General features: G+C 36.9%; 19 protein-coding genes. 11 read left to right on the top strand and 8 right to left on the bottom strand.

The genetic code is table 11. The features are described from left to right. Positions 1 to 7: 7 nt before the first annotated feature. From QE109_RS07275 to QE109_RS07235, 9 genes are all read left to right on the top strand, one after another. Positions 8 to 883 (top strand): branched-chain amino acid ABC transporter permease, encoded by an 876-nt coding sequence (locus QE109_RS07275; protein WP_281093774.1) that lies wholly within the window; start codon positions 8 to 10, stop codon positions 881 to 883. Positions 884 to 891: 8 nt separating this feature from the next. Then, positions 892 to 1878: a branched-chain amino acid ABC transporter permease gene (locus QE109_RS07270; protein ID WP_281093773.1), complete on the top strand. Its 987-nt coding sequence runs from the start codon at positions 892 to 894 to the stop codon at positions 1876 to 1878. Position 1879: 1 nt separating this feature from the next. After that, on the top strand, positions 1880 to 2689 hold the full coding sequence (locus QE109_RS07265; protein WP_281093771.1) for an ABC transporter ATP-binding protein: 810 nt from the start codon (positions 1880 to 1882) through the stop codon (positions 2687 to 2689). Next, entirely contained in the window at positions 2682 to 3410 is a 729-nt protein-coding gene (locus tag QE109_RS07260) for an ABC transporter ATP-binding protein (RefSeq protein ID WP_281093769.1), read from the top strand. Before QE109_RS07265 ends, QE109_RS07260 begins: the two co-directional genes overlap by 8 nt. Before the next feature lie 96 nt (positions 3411 to 3506). Then, complete coding sequence (locus QE109_RS07255; protein ID WP_281093768.1) at positions 3507 to 4778, top strand: ABC transporter substrate-binding protein; 1272 nt, start codon at positions 3507 to 3509, stop codon at positions 4776 to 4778. Between the two features lie 172 nt (positions 4779 to 4950). Then, on the top strand, positions 4951 to 5838 hold the full coding sequence (gene phaZ / locus QE109_RS07250; RefSeq protein ID WP_281093767.1) for an intracellular short-chain-length polyhydroxyalkanoate depolymerase: 888 nt from the start codon (positions 4951 to 4953) through the stop codon (positions 5836 to 5838). Between the two features lies 1 nt (position 5839). Then, positions 5840 to 6658, top strand: a complete 819-nt coding sequence (locus QE109_RS07245) for an alpha/beta fold hydrolase (RefSeq protein WP_281093766.1) — start codon at positions 5840 to 5842, stop codon at positions 6656 to 6658. A gap of 196 nt (positions 6659 to 6854) precedes the next feature. Beyond that, a complete protein-coding gene (locus tag QE109_RS07240; protein ID WP_281093765.1) occupies positions 6855 to 7508 on the top strand; it encodes a sigma-70 family RNA polymerase sigma factor in 654 nt (217 codons plus the stop codon). A 150-nt stretch (positions 7509 to 7658) separates the two neighbouring features. Beyond that, complete coding sequence (locus QE109_RS07235; RefSeq protein WP_281093764.1) at positions 7659 to 9197, top strand: putative polysaccharide biosynthesis protein; 1539 nt, start codon at positions 7659 to 7661, stop codon at positions 9195 to 9197. Positions 9198 to 9322: 125 nt separating this feature from the next. On the opposite strand, the gene speB is transcribed toward QE109_RS07235, so the two are convergent. The 5 genes from speB to QE109_RS07210 form a co-directional block, all read right to left on the bottom strand. Next, positions 9323 to 10171, bottom strand: coding sequence for an agmatinase (gene speB / locus QE109_RS07230; RefSeq protein WP_281093763.1), 849 nt, complete (start codon positions 10169 to 10171; stop codon positions 9323 to 9325). 3 nt (positions 10172 to 10174) lie between these two features. After that, positions 10175 to 11020, bottom strand: a complete 846-nt coding sequence (gene speE / locus QE109_RS07225) for a polyamine aminopropyltransferase (protein WP_281093762.1) — start codon at positions 11018 to 11020, stop codon at positions 10175 to 10177. A 134-nt stretch (positions 11021 to 11154) separates the two neighbouring features. Then, the gene (locus QE109_RS07220) at positions 11155 to 12603 is read right to left on the bottom strand and encodes an aminotransferase class I/II-fold pyridoxal phosphate-dependent enzyme (protein ID WP_342637119.1); all 1449 of its coding nucleotides are present in this window, start codon (positions 12601 to 12603) and stop codon (positions 11155 to 11157) included. A gap of 60 nt (positions 12604 to 12663) precedes the next feature. Continuing rightward, positions 12664 to 13476 carry an adenosylmethionine decarboxylase gene (gene speD / locus QE109_RS07215; RefSeq protein WP_425365113.1) on the bottom strand — a complete coding sequence of 271 codons (813 nt, stop codon included), beginning with the start codon at positions 13474 to 13476 and terminating at the stop codon, positions 12664 to 12666. Positions 13477 to 13809: 333 nt separating this feature from the next. Continuing rightward, a complete protein-coding gene (locus QE109_RS07210) occupies positions 13810 to 15954 on the bottom strand; it encodes a heavy metal translocating P-type ATPase (RefSeq protein ID WP_281093759.1) in 2145 nt (714 codons plus the stop codon). A 211-nt stretch (positions 15955 to 16165) separates the two neighbouring features. Here QE109_RS07210 and QE109_RS07205 point away from each other — a divergent pair, with 211 nt between their 5' ends. Beyond that, positions 16166 to 18022 carry a U32 family peptidase gene (locus QE109_RS07205; RefSeq protein WP_281093758.1) on the top strand — a complete coding sequence of 619 codons (1857 nt, stop codon included), beginning with the start codon at positions 16166 to 16168 and terminating at the stop codon, positions 18020 to 18022. A 9-nt stretch (positions 18023 to 18031) separates the two neighbouring features. After that, a complete protein-coding gene (locus tag QE109_RS07200; RefSeq protein WP_281093757.1) occupies positions 18032 to 19372 on the top strand; it encodes an aspartate aminotransferase family protein in 1341 nt (446 codons plus the stop codon). Here the strand turns inward: QE109_RS07200 and QE109_RS07195 are convergent. Genes QE109_RS07195 through QE109_RS07185 form a run of 3 tightly spaced genes read right to left on the bottom strand, consistent with a single transcriptional unit; the run spans position 19349 to position 21423 of the window. Then, positions 19349 to 20074 (bottom strand): ABC transporter permease, encoded by a 726-nt coding sequence (locus QE109_RS07195; RefSeq protein WP_281093756.1) that lies wholly within the window; start codon positions 20072 to 20074, stop codon positions 19349 to 19351. The genes QE109_RS07200 and QE109_RS07195 overlap by 24 nt on opposite strands. Next, positions 20064 to 20819, bottom strand: coding sequence for an ABC transporter ATP-binding protein (locus QE109_RS07190; protein WP_281093755.1), 756 nt, complete (start codon positions 20817 to 20819; stop codon positions 20064 to 20066). Before QE109_RS07190 ends, QE109_RS07195 begins: the two co-directional genes overlap by 11 nt. Next, positions 20812 to 21423: a UbiX family flavin prenyltransferase gene (locus tag QE109_RS07185; RefSeq protein WP_281093754.1), complete on the bottom strand. Its 612-nt coding sequence runs from the start codon at positions 21421 to 21423 to the stop codon at positions 20812 to 20814. The genes QE109_RS07190 and QE109_RS07185 overlap by 8 nt, the downstream gene beginning before the upstream one ends. Positions 21424 to 21443 lie beyond the last annotated feature (20 nt).

Raw genomic sequence — 21443 nt, 5'->3', positions numbered from 1 at the left:
GAGCATTTTGAGTACTTTTATTCAAGTAATACTGCGGAGCTTAGAAACTGGAAGCATATACGCACTGGCAGCACTTAGTATCATCATTATTTTTAGAACATCAAATATTGTGAACTTCTCACAGGGATCAGTTGCAATGTTTAACACATTTGTCGTAACTTATCTTTTTAACTCTTTGGGAATCAATATTTGGTTGGCTGCACTTGGTGGAATCTTAAGTGCAATTGTTACAGGTTTATTGATTGACCTAGTTGTTATTCGTCATACTAAAAAAGTGCATCCTGAGGCCAAACAGATTATCACGCTGGGGATGCTTATGATTGTTCTGGGGATATCACCGCTAATATTTGGCGTGGACCCATTAAGATTACCTAAATTAATCGAAACTGGTAATCTATCAATTTTTGGTGCTGATATATCTTATAATGGTGTATTCAATATCATATTTGGTCTTTTTGTAATGGGTGGTTTGTTTGTTGTATTACAAAAAACAAAAATTGGTTTGGCAGTTCGTTCAACAGCTTCAAATGAACATACTGCTAAACTTATGGGCGTGCCTACAAAGACCGTTACCATGGGTGCATGGGCAGTAGCAGGTGTACTTGGTGTATTATCAGGAGTTATGACAGCACCTATGACATCGGTAACACTTCATATTATGGATGATGTTCAACTTAATGCTTTGATAGCAGTGGTACTTGGTGGATTTCAAACATTTTATGGTCCAGTAGTTGGTGCATACGTGATAGGTATTGGCAGAAACTTATTACTTTACTATGGTAGTTCCGTATGGGGTGGTCAGATATTATACATTCTAATCTTAGTATTCTTGGTGTTTAGACCGCATGGTTTATTCGGCAAGAAAATCATTAAAAAGGTGTAGGTGAAAAGATGAAAAAAATTATTAAGAATCCTTACTTACATTTTGTCATTCTGGGTTTAATCTTGGCATTAGTCCCTAAAATGGCTGAAATGGGATTGATTAAAACAAGCTATTTGACGACATTGGGCGGAACATTTATATTTGCAATTGCAGCACTTGGACTTAATATACTCCTTGGCTATTCTGGATTGATTTCACTTGGAACAGCTGGATTTATGGGACTTGCTGCATATTTATCAGCATATTTTACAAGTGATATGAATATTCCATTTGAATTAAGTATGTTTTTAGCAATTCTGATTCCAACATTAGTGGGGATATTAATTGGCCTTGTTTCTTTAAAGATAGAGGGGATTTACCTTGCAATTGCAACCTTAGCGGTATCAGAAATCATGAAGAAGACGTTTGAAGAGTTTGATGTCTTTACCAACGGTTTCAGTGGTAAAACAGCGAGTTATCCAACGTTACTTGGTACTTTTGAACTTAATCGTGCAACGACATATTATTTTGTTGTTGTCGTTCTAGTATTGGTAATGCTTTTAACTTATAACTTGATGAATGGTAGACTTGGACGTGCGCTTAATGCCATGAGAGGCAGTGAAGCTGCATCACAAGCGATGGGTGTAAATCTTCTAAAGCACAGACTTATTGCTTTTGCACTTGCGACGATGTATGCAAGTATAGCAGGTGTACTATATGTTCACTTTATCAAGTATGCGTATCCAACAACCTGGTCGCTTAATTTATCGCTTAACTTCTTATCAATGATTATCATAGGTGGACTTAGGTCGATATATGGAACACTTTTGGGTGCAGTCATAGTATTTGCAGTACCGGATTTACTATTGAAGCAGATTCCTATTTTAAGTGATTTATCTTACGTTTTAAACGGAATTCTAATCATTCTCGTCATCATTTTCTATCCAAATGGATTGATTCATATGTTTACAGACCTAAAAAAACTATTTGGAAAATTGATTAAAGGAGAGAAATAATATGCAAAATAATTTAGACAACTCAGTGCTTAAGGTTGAAGGCCTTTCAATAGCATTTGGTGGCTTAAAGGCAGTTGATAATCTCTCCTTCGAAATTAAAGAAAAAGAGGTTTTTGGCCTAATTGGACCAAATGGTGCTGGTAAAACAACTGCATTTAACTGTATAACACAATTTTACAAACCTGATTCAGGTAGCATCGTATTTAAAGATCGCTCTGGTAATGTTCATAATTTACTGGAAAAAAATGTTCATGACATTGTAAAACTAGGGTTGGTAAGAACATTTCAAAATGTAGAACTCATTAGAGAGTTAAGCGTGATAGATAACGTCTTGATAGGTGCACATGTTGATTTTAAATCTACAATCATTGATCAGGCGTTGAGATTACCTAGAGCTAGAAAAGAAGAGAAAAAATATAGAGCAGAAGCACTTCGCGTTCTTGGGATACTAGGTATTGCCGATCGTGCAGATCTGCCAGCAGGCGGACAGCCTTATGGTGTGCTGAAAAAAGTTGAGTTTGCGAGAGCGCTGATGTCAAATCCTAGATTGATTATCTTAGATGAGCCAGCGGCGGGTCTTAATGATATTGAAACTGCTGAGCTTTCAAAGTTGATTCGAAAACTTAGAGATGAACTTGATTGTTCTATACTTTTAGTTGAACATGATATGCGACTTGTTATGGATGTGTGTGACAAAATATGCGCCATTTCATTTGGTAAATTCCTAGCAGTAGGTACACCAAAAGAGATAAAAGAAAACAAAGATGTGCAAGTTGCATATCTTGGAATCGAGGTAGAAGAAAATGCGTAAAGATATGAAAACAGCGTTATCTATCAAAGGTTTAGTTGTAAGATATGGTGCAGTAGAAGCTTTAAAAGGCATCGACATAGAAGTTAAAGAAGGCGAAATAGTTGCACTACTAGGTGCAAACGGTGCAGGTAAAACTTCTACACTTAGAACTATTTCTGGACTTGTAGAACCTGCTGAAGGTTCAATTATGCTATATGATGAAGAAATAGCAGGCAAAGAAGCTGAGAAAGTAGCAGGACTTGGAATTGCTCAATCACCAGAAGGCAGAGCCGTTTTTAGAGATTTTACAGTGGAAGAGAACTTAAAAATCGGTGCATTTACACTTAAGGATAAGCAACAAATTCAAAAGAATTTTGAAAGAGTTTATAAGTATTTTCCTGTACTTGAAGAAAGAAAAAATCAAGTTGCATCAACATTATCTGGTGGAGAGCAACAAATGCTAGCGATTGCTAGAGCACTTATGAGTAGTCCTAAGGTTTTGTTACTTGATGAACCCTCATTAGGACTAGCACCTTTAATTGTTCAAGATATCATGAATATTGTTAAAGAGATTAGGCAAGAAGGCACAACTATCATTATAGTTGAGCAAAATGCTGCACAAACTTTGAAAATTGCAGATTATGCTTATTTACTTGAACTTGGACAAATCAATACACATGGGGAATCAGAAGTGTTAAGAAATGATCCGAAATTAATTGAAGCATATTTGGGATCCCATTAGATCTACACATTTATTCCAGTTATTAAGTCGAGATTAAATCCCAATCTTGGCCTAATATAGATTACAGTTTTATACACATAAGAGGAGGAGTAAGAAATGAAAAGATTTTTATCGCTTTTATTAGTTTTAGTAATGGTATTTTCATTTGCTGGCTGTGCAAAAACAGATGAGCCAACTACAGAAGGAACTACAAGTGCAGCAGGTGAAGAAACTACAGCTGCACCACAAGAAGAATTAGAGTGGGCACAAGGAATTACAGATACAGAAATTATCGTAGCAAATAGTGCTGCGACATCAGGTGCATTTGCGCCAGTAGGCGTACCGTTTAACGCTGGTATTGAAGCTTACTTTAAAATGATTAACGAAGCTGGAGGAATCCAAGGTAGAGACATCGTTTTCACACATGTTGATGATGAATTTGACCCAGTTAAAGGTAAAGCAGCTCTTTCAAGCTTTGTAGAAGATGAAAAAGTATTTGCAATCGTTGGTCACTTTGGTACACCAGTAGTTGCTGCAACTATTGATGATCTTAAAGAATACGGTATTCCAGCTGTTTACTTTGCAACTGGTATTGGCCAATTATACAATGAAAATGCAACAAGTGATGGCAGAAATATCTTCCCAGTACAACCAATCTACAAAACTGAAGGTAAAATCATGATCGCTCGTGCTGCTGGAGACTTTGAAGCCAAAAAAGTTGGTATCGTGTATACTAATGATGACGCTGGTAAAGATTTACTTTGGGGCGCTCAAGAAATGGCAAAAGAACTTAATATTGAATTAGTTGAGCAACAAGTTTCAGCTGGTGCAACAGACGTATCTTCTGCTATTACAACAATTAAAGATGCTGATGTAGATTTTGTTGTTGTTGCTGCTATTCAAGCAACATTCCCAACAATCGTTAAAGAATTAGCTGCTCAAAACGTTAACAAAGATGTAATTACAACTTACGTAAACGTGTCTCCAATTATTGCTCAAGGCGTTGTTAATGAAATCGCTGGCAAATTTGATGTTTACGGTAATGGTTGGGTTTCATTTGAAGGCGAAAGAGCAAAAGCTTTAGAAGAATTCCAAAAATATGCTGTTGGTTATGAAACTAACGTATATGCTATGACAGGCTGGATCGCTGCTCACTTCTTTGTAGAAGGTCTTCAAAGAGTTGATGGCGTAATCACATGGGATAACTATATGGATGCACTTGAATCTGCTCCAATCATGAACCCATTTGGTGGAGAAATTAACTATGCTGGCGGATTAAGAGCTGGTACACAAGAAATGAACCTTTCAAAAATTAATCCAGAAAACAAAGATGGTGAATGGTTACCAGTTGCAGATCTTGCATCAATTGATTCACTTATCGGAAAGTAGTTTTTAGTAGTATAATAGAATAGAGAACGACTCTTGTTGAATAAATGAAACAACCTTAGCAGATGAAGCACTCACATTATACACTTTTTATAGTGTGAGTGTACTCATCGGTTAGGTTGTTTATTTTGAATCAAAATACTAAGTAAGTCATTTTATGAAAGTGAGAACGTACATGAACGAATTCGAATTCAAAAAAATGCATATTAAAAATGAAGTTTTAGCTTATAGAGAAGGAGGCGTTGGCGATAGAAATCTATTGTTAATTCACGGAAATATGTCTTCTTCTGCACATTTTGACCATTTGATGGACGCATTATATGATGATTTTAAAATCTACGCAGTGGATTTGCGCGGGTTTGGCCACTCTTCTTATCATGACAGATTTGACAGTTTGAAAGATCTAAGTGAAGATCTAGAGTACTTTATTGATAAGTTGAGATTGAAAGATTTGGAAGTTTTAGGATGGTCAACAGGTGGTGGTATCGCCATGTATTTAGCAATTGACAACCCTGAAGTAGTTAAGCGGTTAATTTTACTAGAAAGTGTTGGTATTACCGGTTATCCAATGTTTAAAAAGGATGCACAAGGTCAAGCTATCCTTACAGAGCTTTTGACCACAAAAGAAGAAATTGAAAACGACCCAATACAGGTTGCACCAGTGCTAAATGCAATCAAGAATAAGGACGCTGAGTTTTATAAAATGTTATGGAATGCAGCAATTTATAATGTTGGGAATCAGCCTACACCTGAAGACTATGATAGATATGTTGAAGAAATGTTACTTCAAAGAAATTTAGTTGATATTGATTATTCTCTTACGAGGTTTAACCTTTCTCATACTGATAATGGTTATGGTATGGGAACTGGTGAAATTGACAAGATAAAATGTCCAGTTTTAATTATACAGGGAGAAGACGATTACGTTGTTCCTATGGCTATGGCAACTGGTATACATGAAGCACTCAAAGATAACTCAAGATTAGAAATTCTTAAAAAATCTGGACACAATCCAATGGTTGATCAATTTGATACTGTTGTTAAGTTAATTAAGGAGAAATAAAATGTCTTTTATAGAGGTTAACCATAATAAAGCCTACTATGAAGTACACGGTGAAGGGGAAACTTCACTGGTTATTTTAAATGGCATAATGATGAGTAGCGCAAGCTGGCAACCATTTATGGGTATGCTCAGCAAACAGTTTAAAGTAGTTTTACTTGATTTTTATGATCAAGGAAAGTCTGAATATCTTGAAACGACATATACACAGGATTTACAAGTAGAACTTGTGAAAGAACTTCTCACAGCACTTGACCTTAAGCAGGTGACACTTATGGGGATTTCTTATGGTGGAGAAGTTGCAATGAAGTTTGCGGTGAAGTATCAGCAGATGCTATCAAAATTAGTACTTGCGAATACCACTGCATACACCAACCAGCAACTTAAAGCGATAGGAGATTCGTGGATCTACTCAGCGAAAACCTATGATGGCAAACAATTTTTCAAAGCAACCATTCCACCGATTTATTCATCAGAATTTTATGAATCAAGAGTGGCGTGGTTAGATGCAAGAGAAAAATTATTTGATAAAGTATTTGATGAAAAATGGTATGAAGGTTTTATAAGGTTAGTGATTAGTGCAGAAACCCATGACGTGAGAGACCAAATTAATGTAATCAACATCCCCACATTGATCATAGGTGCTGATGAGGATATCATAACGCCTTTATCATGTCAGGAACAGATCCATCAAGAAATCAAAAACAGCCGATTTGTTGTGATTAAACATTGTGGACATGCTTCGATGTATGAAAAACCAATTGAATTTTTTAGTACTGTTATGGGTTTTGTCACTGTAGGACATGAACATTTTGTAATCTAGAAAATCGTATTTAAAAAGTAATTAATAAAATAATCCCCTTACAATCTGTGTTCACTGGCGTGTTCTTTTCAAGATACGCCAATGGATGAGGTTGAAGCAACATTCTTATAAACGCGAAAGCGTTTTTTTTCTTGTAACAAGAATGACTTTTTTTAGATTCCTTTCATAGTGGTATAATAGTAGCGGAGGGATTGTTATGCAAGATACAACCATTATTGAAGCGAAAACTATAACTGAAAAGCGTGAACAGTTTATTGCTGAACATATACCATTTGTTGTTTACACGACTTCCAAAATATTGGGACGCTATCTCTCTGTTGAAAACGATGAAGAATATAGCGTAGCGCTCGAAGCGTTTAACTCGGCGATTGATACTTATGAAGCCGGCCAAAGTAAATTTGAAACCTATGCAACTACAGTGATTCGAAATAAGTTGATTGATTATCATAGAAGTCAAAAAAAACACTATGGACAAGAAGCGTTAAATGAGGATTTGATAGCAAGACCTTCAAGTGACGAAGAATTGCGTATGGAGATAGAGGATTTATCATTAAAACTTAAACCCTTTGGGATGACTTTTGATGATTTAGTTGAAGCGAGCCCTACACATAAAGATTCACGTAGAAAAGCCATAGATATAGGTGTCAAAGCATCAACTATAACATCGGTGATTACATTACTCTATACTACATTAAAATTACCTGTACAAGAAATTCTTAAATTTATAAAGACTACAAGGCGTTTCCTCTATCTACACAGGCACTTTATACTGGTTATTATCGTCATATTTAAAGAAGATTTAGTGAGTTTAAAAGAATGGATCTTAGAGACAAAACGCCCTCAAAAATAAATGTTATGCCGCTTTTAAAATAGCGAAATATCCAGTATAATGATAAAAGGCTTATAAGCGAGATGCTGTGAGCCTTTAATTGTTTAACATAAAAATATAAAATGAATGTTTTCAGAAGCTATGTAGATTATAAAGGAAAAATGAGGTCATATGAAAAATAAATTTGCTAAAAATCTGGGTATACTTGGTTTGATAGGATTACTAATTAAATTAATAGGAGCAATTTATAGAGTACCACTTGCGGTCTTTATGTCAGAAGATGCTGTGGCTTACTATTCTTTGGCTTATCCTTGGTACAATATACTGATTGTTATTTCTTCAACGTCTATACCAGCTGTTATTGCAAAATTAACCGCTGAAGCCATTGCTACAGATAATCGAAAGCTTCAAGATGATGTCTTAAATGTATCTCGAAGACTGATGCAGCTATTTGGTTTAATCACCATGGTTCTCCTGATAGGGTTCTCGGGAATTATATCCAATGCTCTTGGTTATCCAGAAAGTAAGTATTCGTTTTATGTGCTAGGAATCGCTTCATTCTTTGTAGCGCAAAATGCCGCATATAGAGGTTTCTTTCAAGGAACACAGCGTCTAGAACTGTATGGAATCTCACAGCTTCTTGAACAACTCGGACGTGTCTTTTTAGGGCTAGGCATGGTTGTGATGGTGTCGGGTATGGCGATAGGAGATGGCTATGTAGCAGCTGCTGGTACATCGGGCGCGTTATTTGGTGCGATTATAAGCTGGGGTTATTCCATCAGTCGTCATAGAAAATATTATAAAGATCATCAAAAGATGATATCTGATTTTAAAGGCGTATCAAAGAAAATCTTCACAATACTAATCCCTATCGCTATTGGGGCGTCTATTATGCCGCTACTGCAAATAATTGATGGCACAGTTGTTGTGTGGCGTCTAAGAGATATCGGCCTAGTGGACCAAGCAGCAGTGCTCTACTCATATATATCGTTCTATTCAAGTCCAATTATAAACATTGCACAAGCAGTTTTCGCAGCACTCGAAGTAAGTTTATTACCTATGATTACAAAGAGCTTTACACAAAAGAGTGCGTCACTCAAGCATCAAGTTAACCTAGGCGTGCTTTTATCTATCGTTCTAGGTCTACCTATGGGGCTTGGCATTTGGGGATTCTCAGAGCAAATACTACTCTTTTTATATCCGACAAAAGTTGATATAGCAGTTGATGCGGCCTCTGTACTATCAATTATGGGATTATCCATTGTGTTTTTCTCAGTGTTTATAGCAACGACGAGTATTTTGCAAGGCATCAATCAATATAAAAGACCAGTACTTCACCTTTTCATCGGAGCTGTCGTAAAAGTTATCTCAGCTTATATTTTGATAGGGATTGAAACCATCAATATAGATGGTGCAGCATATTCTACATTATTGGCATATCTTGTTGCAGCTGGGCTTAACTTATTCTATGTTTATAAGGCAGTTAAACCTTCGAGGGAATTTGTTAAAAAAGGACTATTAACACTTTTAGCTAATATTGTGATGATTCTCTCTGCAAAAGGTGTATTTGCAGTTTTAAATGGTAGATTACCAATGAGACTTAACTTACTTGTATCGATTGCAATCGCAGTTGTTGTATATGGTGTATGCATCTACTTTGGCAAGGTAATTACTAAAAATGATTTTGATAATCTCGGAGAACACGAATAAAACGAATAAAACGAGTAACACCTTTATAATAGATTTAAGACAATAAACTAAAATTTTCAAAATAAAATCCTGCTCTCTTATGTATCTCAAAATACAAAAGAAAGCAGGATTTATTTTGTCTCATATTATAAAATTGTAAGCATAAATTCTCTAATGACTTTACAAGCTGTTGCAGTACTAACACCTGTTTGATCATAATGAGGTGAAAGTTCTACCACATCAGCACCGATAATGTTAAGCGGGCTAAGGGTCTTTAAGATCTTGATCATATCACCGAAAAAGATACCACCTGGTTCCGGTGTACCTGTACCAGAGAAGATAGAAGGATCAAATACATCAAGGTCAATAGTGACATACACAGGTGTCCCTTCTTCGATAGATTCAACCACTGAAGCAAGCGTCTCGTAGCTAAATTTTTCAAGATGTGTATGTGCTTTAGCCCATTCAAACTCAGCTTTTTCACCTGATCGGATACAAAACTGTGAGATGTTGCCATCACCCATAAAGTCCCACGCACGTCTAATAACAGCCGCATGTGATAAGGGTTCGCCCATATAATCTTCTCTAAGATCTGTATGTGCGTCGAAGTGTATGAGCTTAAGGTTTGGATGTTTTTTATAAGCAGCTCTAATTGTACCAAGTGAAACCAAGTGCTCTCCACCGATTAAAAAAGGGATCTTATCTGCTTTTAGTATCTCAGTAGCTGTTTCTTCAATGAGCTCCAATGATTTGGCCGCGTTACCAAAAGGCAGATCTAGATTGCCAATATCAGTGAGGTGATAATCACTTAGATCTTTGTCAAGATATGGGCTGTAAGTCTCAAGACCGAAAGAGTCCATGCGGATGTAGTCCGCAGCAAAACGCGTTCCAGGTCTAAAAGAAGTAGTCGAGTCAAATGGTGCGCCAAAGATAACGATCTGAGCATCATCAAAAGCACAGTCACAACCAATAAACGTATGAATATTTGAATGCATGGATTACTCCTTTAAAAGTTTTTTAACAAAAGTAGGAAGTGCAAAACAGCCAGTGTGTAACTCTGTATTGTAGTATTTAGTTTCTAGACCAAAAGCCTCCCAAGCTTTAGGATCAAAATCAGCGATAGGATCAAGTGTCTTAGATGCAAAACCAAATAACCAGTGACCTGATGGATACGTTGGCATGTGGAATTGATATACTTTACTTATTGGGAATATCTTCTCGATTTTAGAATGTGATCTTTTCATCTCACGTGCGTAGTTTGGATAGTAAGGGCTCTCGTGTTGATTGATAAGGATGCCGTTATCAGCAAGAGCAGTATAGCAATCTTTGTAAAATGCTTCTGAAAATAAACCTTCACCAGGTCCAATTGGATCTGTGCTATCTACTAATATCAAATCATATTCATTTACTTTTCCATGGATAAAAGCAAGTCCATCTTCAAAATAAAGAGAAACCCTTGGATCGTGGAGTTTGCAAGCAGTAATCGGAAGGTATTTTTCGCATGCACGAACCACCATCTCATCAATTTCAACCATGTCAATTTTTTCAAGGTGTTTGTAACGTGTTAATTCTCTAACTGTACCACCATCACCGCCACCGATAACCAGTACGCGTTTGATTGAAGGGTTAGTTGCCATCGCCACGTGTGTAATCATATCGTGGTAAACAAATTCATCTTTCTCGTTAACCATCATTAAACCGTCTAAAGTAAAGAATGTACCAAATTCTTCAGATTCAAAAAAATCAATCGTTTGGAATGGGCTTTCTTCAGAATAAATGTGCTTTTTTACTTTTATTGAAAAATCTACTGTATCAGTGTGTTTCTCGGTATACCAAAGTTCCATAGTGACCTCCATTATTTATGGCTAAATTAAGCCGCAAGTTATTTAATATATGATTGTGTATCTATTTCTTCTATTTCTAATTATAACCCTTCATAGGTTCAGCCAATCATCTGAACAACAATTGGCTGATGGTTTTATTCTTTTATGACTTTTATAAAGTCGGCACTTGGATCTTCCATGCCAGTAATGACACCGTGCGACGCTTTAAAAAGTTTGATTTGCTCAATTACAGATTCGTTGATGCGCTCGCCATAACTTACCACAGGTATGCCTGGAGGGTAACTCATCAAAGATTCGCCACTGATTCTACCTAATGTCTCTTCAAGAGCAACCATCTCTTTTTCTGCATAAAATGCATCTCTAGGTGAGATGATAACATTTGGATAGTGTAAGTCGATTTTTTTATAGTCAAGGCGGCTATTTTGAAAACGTTTGCTGATATCTTCAAGCGCAGCGATCAATGCATCGATATTGTCATAATCATCACCAACACTTAAGATTGCAAGTGAGTTATAAACGTCACCTGTTTCCATCTGTATGTTGTATTCATCGCGTAGAATATCGTAAAGTTCCATCCCATTAAGCCCCATGTCACGCGTTGTAACACTGAGTTTGGTAGGGTCAAAGCCAAAGATACCAGGTTTTCCTTGGGATTCCATGCCAATAGAATAACAGCCGGGAATAGCATTGATTTTTTTACGTGCATACTCAGAAACTTCTATAATATGGTTTAATATGCGTTCGCCTTCCAGTGCTAACATCTTTCTAGCGACATCAAGAGATCCCATAAGCAGGTAGGATGGACTTGTGGTTTGCATCATATTGATGACTTTACGCACATATCTACCATCAATTGAGGTAGTATTGACTAAAAGAGCTGAGCTTTGTGTCAAAGAGCCACCTGTTTTATGAAGACTGACAGAAGACATATCAGCACCAGCTTGCATACCGCTAAGTGGAAATTTATCGTTAAAATGAAAGTGTGTCCCATGTGCTTCGTCTACTAACACAAGCATGTTTTTTTCATGACAGAAATCAACAATTGTCTTTAGATCACATACCGCACCGTAATAAGTGGGGTTGATGATAAAAGCAGCTTTTGCATCTGGATGTTCATTGTAAGCCTTTTTAAGAGCTTCTAAAGTCACGTTATGAGATACACCCATTTCTTCATCGATTTCTGGGCTCATGTAAACTGGAGTTGCACCGCAAAGGATCAAAGAATTAATAGCAGATTTATGCACGTTTCGAGGTAAAATAATTTTATCACCCTCGCTAACAGCAGTCATAATCATTACTTGTACTGCAAATGAAGTTCCACTTACGATAAAATAACCTCTATCAGCACCAAATGCATCAGCAAGTAAATCTTCTGCCTCTTTAATGACACTGATAGGATTACCTAAAAAGTCTAGTGGCTTCATAGAGTTGACGTCAAGTTCAAGCATTGCCTCACCAAAGTACTCAGCGTATTCTCTTAGGCCGCGACCATGCTTATGACCAGGAACATCAAATGGAATGACGTTTTTCGCGCGATATTCTTTCATCGCAGTAAAAACGGGGGTTTTAGAATGATCTAACATCATTCGCCTCCTTCCGGATAGATAAAGGTTATTAAGACGACTTTTAAATTAGTAAAAGCACTAAGCTTTACCAATATTTCTGCCATAGTATATTTCAGTCATTTCTTTTTTGAGTTTAGTCATGATCTCGCGTTGCTCTTTTGGAGTAAGATCATCTTTATTTACTTCGAAAAGGTAATTGTTCATCTCAAAGTCTTTAAGCATCATTTTTGTGTGGAATATATTTTCTTGGTAAACATTGACATCTATAAGCTGATATTTATTAAGTGTTCTTTTTGCAATGTAGTTCTGAATAGAATTGATATTGTGATCGATGAACAATTTTTGACCCGTTGCATCTCTTGTAAATCCTCGAACGCGATAATCAATAGTAATAATGTCCGAATCAAAACTATCGATAAGATAATTAAGTGCTTTAAGTGGAGAAATCTGTCCGCAGGTCGAAACATCAATGTCTACTCTAAAAGTACTCAGTCCATTATCAGGATGGTACTCTGGATAAGTGTGGACAGTTAAATGACTTTTATCGAGATGTCCAACAACATGCTGTGGGACATTTACGAGAACACCTTTGTTACAAGAAGCATCTAGTGCTTCATCTGGGAGTTCCTCTTCAGAAATAAGGATAGTAACACTAGCTCCCTGTGGTTCATAATCTTGTTTTGCAACATTTAAAACATGAGCGCCGATCATTTTCGTAACATCTTGTAATATATTAGTAAGACGTTCAGAGTTGTATTGTTCATCGATATATTCTATATACTTTTGTCTGTCCTCAGCTGAACGCGTATAGCAAATATCGTAGATATTAAAGCTCAATGTTTTAGTTAAGTTGTTAAAACCGTGAAGTTTAATTTTTTTATAACCTTTCAAGGTAAGCCTCCTTAAATCAAGATAATTAGTCAGTGTAAAATGCATGATAATACTTAAAATATTAACTAATAAGTATACTAATACTGTTTTTAGCACAAGTACAATTATAGCACAAACTCACATAATTACTAGTGGTTTGAATGGTTTTTTTATTTTTTTTTAACATGTCAATTTTCGACTATAATAAGTTTAATATATTAAACAAAACAGGTGCAATTACGAAACAAAAAAAGAAAAGCCATTTTATGGGAAGTCCGTAAAATGGCTAAATAGGTCATGTTGAAAGTTTAGTTTGTGAGATTGCTTGTAAAAAATAAGGTGTTTTTTGAAACGTTATAAAGGTTTTGGTTTATATCTTAAAACCCTAGTTGAATTTAAAACTGCAATGAGTGTAACGCCAACATCAGCGAAAATAGCCATCCACATGGAGCTTAAACCAACAGTTCCAAGCGCCATGATCAGAAGTTTAGTGCCGAGTGCAAAAACAATGTTTTGTGTAACGATTTTTTTTGTTATTTTTGAAATCTGAATTGCTTGAGGTATTTTTGAAGGTTCATCAGTCATAAGCACAACATCAGAAGCCTCTATAGCGGCATCGCTTCCAATTGCTCCCATAGATATCCCGATATTTGCACTTGCAAGTACGGGTGCATCATTGATGCCATCACCCACAAATGCCACATTTGCACCATCATGTATAAGTGAAATGACTTTTTCATATTTATCTTCAGGTAGTAGTTCACTATAAACAGTATCAATATCTAGTGATGTTGCAACTGCATGGGCAGCTTCTTTTCGATCGCCTGTTAACATGAGCACACGGTATCCCAAGGTTTTTAAGCGCTTAATTGTCTCATGTGCATCTTTTTTAACCTTGTCTCTGATATCAAAAGCGCCAATATATTTCCCATCAAGTGCAATGTAGATATGAGTATAGGGGGATAAAATTTCGGGAATTATAATACTTTGATCATGCATTAGACTTTTATTACCCGCAATAATTAATCCCATTTTCGATTTCACAATCACACCTTTACCACTAACCTCTTCAAGAGCTATAATGTCATCGAGATTGACTTGATGGTTTGAAAATTGAATAATTGATTTAGCAACAGGGTGGTTTGAGTGATATTCAGCTAAAGTTGCAAGTTTTATAAGTGTATTATTATCAACTTGTTCATCTGGTAGGTGCGTTTGATAAACTTCAAAAGCCCCTTCGGTTAGTGTTCCAGTTTTATCAAAGACGATGGTATCTACATGACTTAGTGCTTCTAAATAGTTACTTCCCTTTATGAGAATACCATTTTTAGATGCATTACCTATGCCACTAAAAAAGCCCAAAGGAACTGAGACAACAAGTGCACATGGACATGAGATGACTAGGAAGATCAGTCCTCGATAAAGCCATGTATCAAAAGTATCAAAGCCAAAGATAAATGAAGGAATTACCACCAGGCCAATTGCAAAGAAAACAACTATTGGTGTGTAATATCTTGCAAACTTTGTGATGAAATTTTCAGTAGGCGCTTTATTAGAAGTTGCATTTTCTACTAATGCTAAAATTCTAGCGACTGTGGATTCTGCATATACTGAAGTTACTTTTAATTTTATGATCCCATTGACTACGACACTACCACTGAGTACAGCATCACCAAGTGCAAAGTACTCAGGGATTGATTCGCCAGTAAGTGCAGAAGTATCTAGGTTACTACCTCCTTCAACGATAATACCATCTAGTGGCACACGTTCACCGGGTTTAACCATGATGATTTCATCAATTTGAACTTCTTCTGGTGATACATTCATCCAGAAATTACCTCTAAGTACAGAAGCTTCATCAGGTCTTATGTCAAGTAATGAACTAATAGCATGTTTAGAACGATTGACAGCAAGATCTTGAAAATATTCCCCAATCTCATAGAAAATCATAACGGCTACCGCTTCAGGATATTCACCTATAGCGATAGCACCAAAAGTAGCTATAGACATAAGAAAATTCTCATCAAATATATCGCCACGCAAGATGTTTCTAAAGGATTTATAAAGCACTTTATGACCTGACAAAATATAGGCCATTGCAAGTGCTACAAACTCTACATAGGGCATATTCTTGCCTAGTATGCCAACTGTAAATAGAACCAAACTAATGATCAATCGAATTAAGTTTTTCTGATTATGACCAATGCCGCGTGCCATTGTCTGATGACTATGCATGGCAGCGTTAGTTATATTTTTTTGTTCTGGTTTCCCTTCAGATCGAAGTGAGACCACGACATCTGGTTCAAGTGATTTGACGATGTTTTTTATTTCATCAATTGTTAAATCTACATTTGAATCTTTATTTTCAAATGTCAGTTTTGACCTTGAAAAGTCTAAAACCACATTATCAATGCCTGATATATTCTTTGCACGCGATTCAATTTTAGCAGCACAATTAGCACATCCCAGGCCCTCTAGATTTAGTGTTATTTTTTCCATATAATAATACCTCTATATAATTATAGTGTCGAACATATGAATACTTGCTCATATGTTCAATTATATTTTACCGCCATTTAACGTGAAAGTCAATACCAAAGGAAGGTTGTGTAATATGATTTTGAGGTGTAAAATAATAGACGCGACATATCATTAAACCTATACATTTAGGTGCATATATTATAGAAAGATTTTTTTTTGAGGAGATATTATGAGGTTTTTTAATGGTAAAAAAATTGAATTACTTGCACCTGCAGGCAATTATGAAATTTTTAAAGGGATAGTAGAGAGCAAATGTGATGCCATCTATTTTGGTGGTCAACGTATGAATATGCGTATGATTAGAAAAGGGTTTAACTTTACGGATGAAGAACTAAAATTAGCTGTTGACCTTGCTCGTGAGAGGAACAAAGCTACCTATATAACGGTAAACAATTTATTAGATGAAGACGATTTAGAAGCGCTGGATGCTTATCTTTTGTTTCTTGATGAAATTAAACCAACCGGCATTATTGTTCAAGATATGGCAGTGCTTAGTCGAGCGCATAAGTTGAATTTAGGAATAGAAATTCATGCATCAGTTATGATGAATGTACACAATCTTGAGACGATTCACGCTTTAAAAGAGAAAGGTGTAAATCGTGTGGTTTTATCAAGAGAAACGACACTTGCAGAAGCTTCTTTCTTTCACCAAAATTCTCAAATGGAATTTGAATACTTCACACATGGAGATATGTGTGTTGCACATGGTGCGCAGTGTTACTATAGTTCCATGCTTTTTGGGATGAGTAGTAATAGAGGAAAATGTCTCAAACCATGCCGTTGGTGGTTTGATTTTGAGGGTAATCGTGCTTATCCTCTTGCTGTAAAAGACATGTCTATGATCGCTCACCTTCCTGAGATGATCCACTCGGGTATAACTTCTTTTAAAATTGAAGGTAGAATGAGAGAAAAAGAGTTTATCGTAGATTTAATCAACCGATATGGGGATGTAATTGATCGATATATTGAGGATCCAATAGGTTATGATTATAAAGCACAAGAAGCATGGATTTATGAGCATAGAAAAAGAGATCTTTCCACAGCCTATGCATTTGGTACACCGGGACTCTCTAATATCAATGAAAGGTATGAAGGGACAGGTAAGTTTTACAGCACTGGTAAGATGTTTAGTACACCAACGGAGGAATCAAAAGTAGAACAACATCAAGTAGACCAGCTGATATCTGTATTTGATAGGCAAGAAGTAAACCGTGAAAAGCTATCGGTTAGAGTTGAAGATATGGACCAAGTTAGAGTTGCACTAGAAGAAGGTGTAGATCGTATCTATCTTGCATCCGATATTTTTGAACCGAAGCACCCTTTTACGATAGAAGATATCATAGAGATTTCTAGTGTTAAAAATGAGACTGAATTATTTATAGCACTTCCTAGAATGATGGATGAACTTCAATTTGAAAAGTATAAAGTTTGGCTTGAAAAAATAGAAAATTCAGGCGGAAAAGTGGAAGGATTGCTGATCACCAACCTAGGCGTGGCTAAGGCTTTTGCAGGTAAAGACTATAAAATGGTGGGAGATTTTTCGCTGAATATTTTTAACCGAACTGCTGCCCAGTTTTATTTAGATCAAGATGTTGAAATGATAACACCATCAATAGAACTACCGGCAAAAGAACTAAAAGCATTACTAGATTCAGGTGTCCCTTGCGAAGTGATTACACACGGCAGACTTTCGACTATGTATATGTCGCATGATCTTTATGAAGCTCAAAATGTATCAACTGATGATACACTTGTCTATGAAAATGAAGGTGGTAAGTATGTGGTCAAACGAGATGTTCACGGAAAAACACATTTACTTATGCAAAAACATTATACTTTGCTGCCAATTGCTGACCGACTTTCCGGTGCTCGGATTAGAATAGAAGCTCAAAACGATACACCAGATGCGCTAAGAGCTATTATTAAAGCGCATAAAGCAGTGATCCATAGAGAAGTATGTGGTATGGATAGTCTTGGAAGTTTAGGAAAGAGCCACTTGGTAACTTTAGGTGCTATACGTTTTTAGGAGGTAAAAATGAACCCGTCAAATCAACAAATGAAGCAAAACAATCATGAGTATCAAGAGCATCAAGAGCATCAAGAGCATCAAGAGCGTCATATGTCGCCTGATGAAATCATAGCTTTAAAAGCAAACTATTTTTACCCAAATACGATGCATTTTTATAAAAAGCCACCCCATATAGTAAAGGGAAAGATGCAGTACCTTTATGATCAAGTTGGGAAACAGTACACAGATTTCTTTGCAGGGGTTACGGTATTAAATTGTGGTCATAGCAATCCAGATATCTTAAAAGCGGTACATGCACAGCTCGAACTTCTTCAGCATACCTCTATTATATATTTGACGCAGCCCATGGTAGAACTAGCGAAGGCGCTTTCAGAGGTACTACCAGGAGATATCAAATCTACTTTTTTCTGTAATAGCGGAACAGAAGCCAATGAAGGCGCACTATTACTTGCAAGGATGCATACTGGCAAGAAAGGGTTTATCGCTTTTGAAGGAGGACTTCATGGACGTTCGCATCTGACCATGAGTGTCACAGGTATACCCATGTGGCGAATCGATCCTTTTTTAGAACCAGATGTATACTTTGCAAGATGCTTTACGCAAGTGGGGATGACAAGTGAAGCAGCTTGTGAACTTGCACTAAAAGATGTAGAAGAGATACTAGAGGCGCACAGCACAGAGATCGCCGCTTTAATCGTCGAACCTATTCAAGGAAATGGCGGTATGAATACTCCTGCGGGTGATTTCTTCATAAAACTAGAAAAGCTATTAAAAAAACATGATGTATTGTTGATCGTAGACGAAGTGCAAACGGGATTTGCTAGAACGGGTTCTTACTTTGCAATTGAACAGTTTGGCGTTGTGCCAGATATCATCACCTATGCAAAAGCTTTAGGCAATGGCATCCCTATAGGTGCTTTTAGTGCTAAACCTGAAGTTGCACTTTCGTTTAACAAGCCTTCAGCTTCTACACTTGGTGGTAATCCAGTCTCGGCGACAGCTGGACTAGCTGTACTTGATTATATAAAAGCACATAATCTGTGTAAACGAACAACTTTACTAGGTGCTATTTTGAAAGATGGTCTTGAAACACTTAAGTCAAAACATAGCCTAATTAAAGAGATCAGAGGGATGGGACTGATGTTAGGTGCAGTACTGGATATAGACAGTGGTGCTACCGTTGATTTGATCCTAGAAGAGATGAAAAAGCGAGGGTTCATTATTGGCAAGAATGGCCTTTACAGAAACGTTCTTGCTTTTCAACCCCCGCTAGTTATCGAAGAAATAGATATAAAATTAATGCTTGATGCCCTTGACGAAACATTATCGTTCTTGCCAACGGCATAGTCTTTTTTCTAAAAAATCGATGCTACTAAATAAAAGAACGCCCATGAGGCTGATGACTACTATACCTGCAAACATGCTGGTATAGTCTAGTTTGAGCCAACTGTCCATGATAAAGTAACCGATACCATAGCGTGTGGCAAAATTTTCTGCGAAAAATAAAACAGAGATAGACGTACCGATGCTCACTCTTAGCGATGTTAAGAGATTGGGGATAATAGCGGGTATTATCAGATGCTGATATACCTGCTTTTTTGTTGCCCTCAGTGTTCGCATGGAAGTGAAATAACTTTGATTGATTGACTTTACACCATCTCTTGTGCTGACTAAAATTTGAAAAATAATGATGAGTCCCACTAAGATGATCTTTGATAAATCACCTAAACCGAAAAATAACATCAAAAGTGGTAAAAATGCAATTTTAGGCACAGGATACAGCGCGTAAATAATCGGTGAGATAAGTCGATCGATACGTGGGTGCGTTGCAATGAGAATTCCAAGTGGCACACCAATGAGTAGTGTTGCAAAAATAGCAACTAAAATTCGATAAAGACTTAGACTCGCATGGTGCATGATCAAAGGAAACTCTTGAATCATGAGTAAAACAGCGCTATGTGGTGCAGGTATGAGCCTTGGATTGACAAATAAATGCAGAAAATACCAAAATAAAGTGATAATCGATAATGCATAGAGGTTACGCTTCATTAAACACCTCCTGCATGGCTTTTCTAATCTCAACACATAGTGCATAAAACTCAGGTTTTTCTCTAAGCGAAAGATCACCAAAATAAGGATTTGCAAAACGGTTTAGAATTTGTCCGCCTTTTGAAGACATGAGCAGTATCTCTGAACCGAGAAAAACAGCTTCTTCTATATTATGGGTCACTGTAATCCAAGTTAACGCTTTGGATTTGTTTAACGAGAGAATCGCATTTTGAAGCGTCTCTCTGGTAATCGTATCAAGTGCAGAGAACGGTTCATCCATGAGTAAGATTTCAGGAGATAAAAGCCATGCTCTCGCAATTGCGACTCTTTGCTTTTGACCGCCACTAAGCTGATGAGGATACTTGCACAGATGTGGTGTAAGTCCAAGATCATCCGCTAGTTTTCGTGCGCTTTGACCTTGATCATCTGAAATGCGCCCCGCCCTGATGGTCAATCCAAGGAGCATGTTTTCCCATACGGTTTTCCAAGGAAACAGGCCATACTCTTGTAATACCATGGCAATATGGTCTTTAGTTACATCTGAGTTAAATACAATTTTACCTTTAGAGGGCTTATTTAGCCCAGCAAGGGTGTAGAGCAAAGTGGTTTTACCACAGCCAGAGGGACCAATGATGGTATAAGCACGGCCTTTTTCGAAGGTTAAGTCAAGTGAAGTAATCACTTCTTCCTGATCATAGTTAATGTGGATGTTTTCAAATGTGACAATCGGTTTTAGATTACTCATCGAATCCACCTAAAGGGCCAAGTTCAGTAAGATTGCCGCTCCAAATAGGATAGGTATCTGATTGAATACCAAGTGTTCTTAGGACCCTAGCAGCTGTTTGATCCACAATATCTTTTACTGTTTTGGGTCTATTATAAAAGGCTGGAACAGGCGGCATAATCACAGCACCGTACCTTGTTAATTTCAGCATATTTTCCAGATGGATGCCGCTAAGTGGTGTTTCTCTCGTGACGAGAACCAGTGGCCTTTTTTCTTTTAATGTGACGTCAGCGGCGCGACAAATCAGTGAGTCGGCAATCCCACCGGCAATTTTGCCCATTGTGCCCATGCTACAAGGAACGATGCACATACCATCTATAGGAAATGAACCGCTGGAGATCGCAGCAAATAAATTTTCTTGATCATACTTTATAAAAAGTGGACTAGACATAAACTTTCCAATTATTTTTTCAAAATGATCTTCCATTTCGTAAGCCATCACTTTTTCGCCTAGTTTTGAAGTGACAAAATGCACTTCGTGTCCTAAAGCTAAAAGTTGCTCGATGACACTATATGCAAGTATACTACCACTTGCGCCAGTGAGGCCGACAATGATTCGTTTCATGTGATTTCCTTTCTATATGA

This window comes from Fusibacter bizertensis (assembly GCF_029914245.1).
GTDB classification, from domain to species: Bacteria; Bacillota; Clostridia; order Peptostreptococcales; family Acidaminobacteraceae; genus Fusibacter_C; species Fusibacter_C bizertensis.
This window is presented reverse-complemented; position numbering and strand designations above follow the sequence as displayed.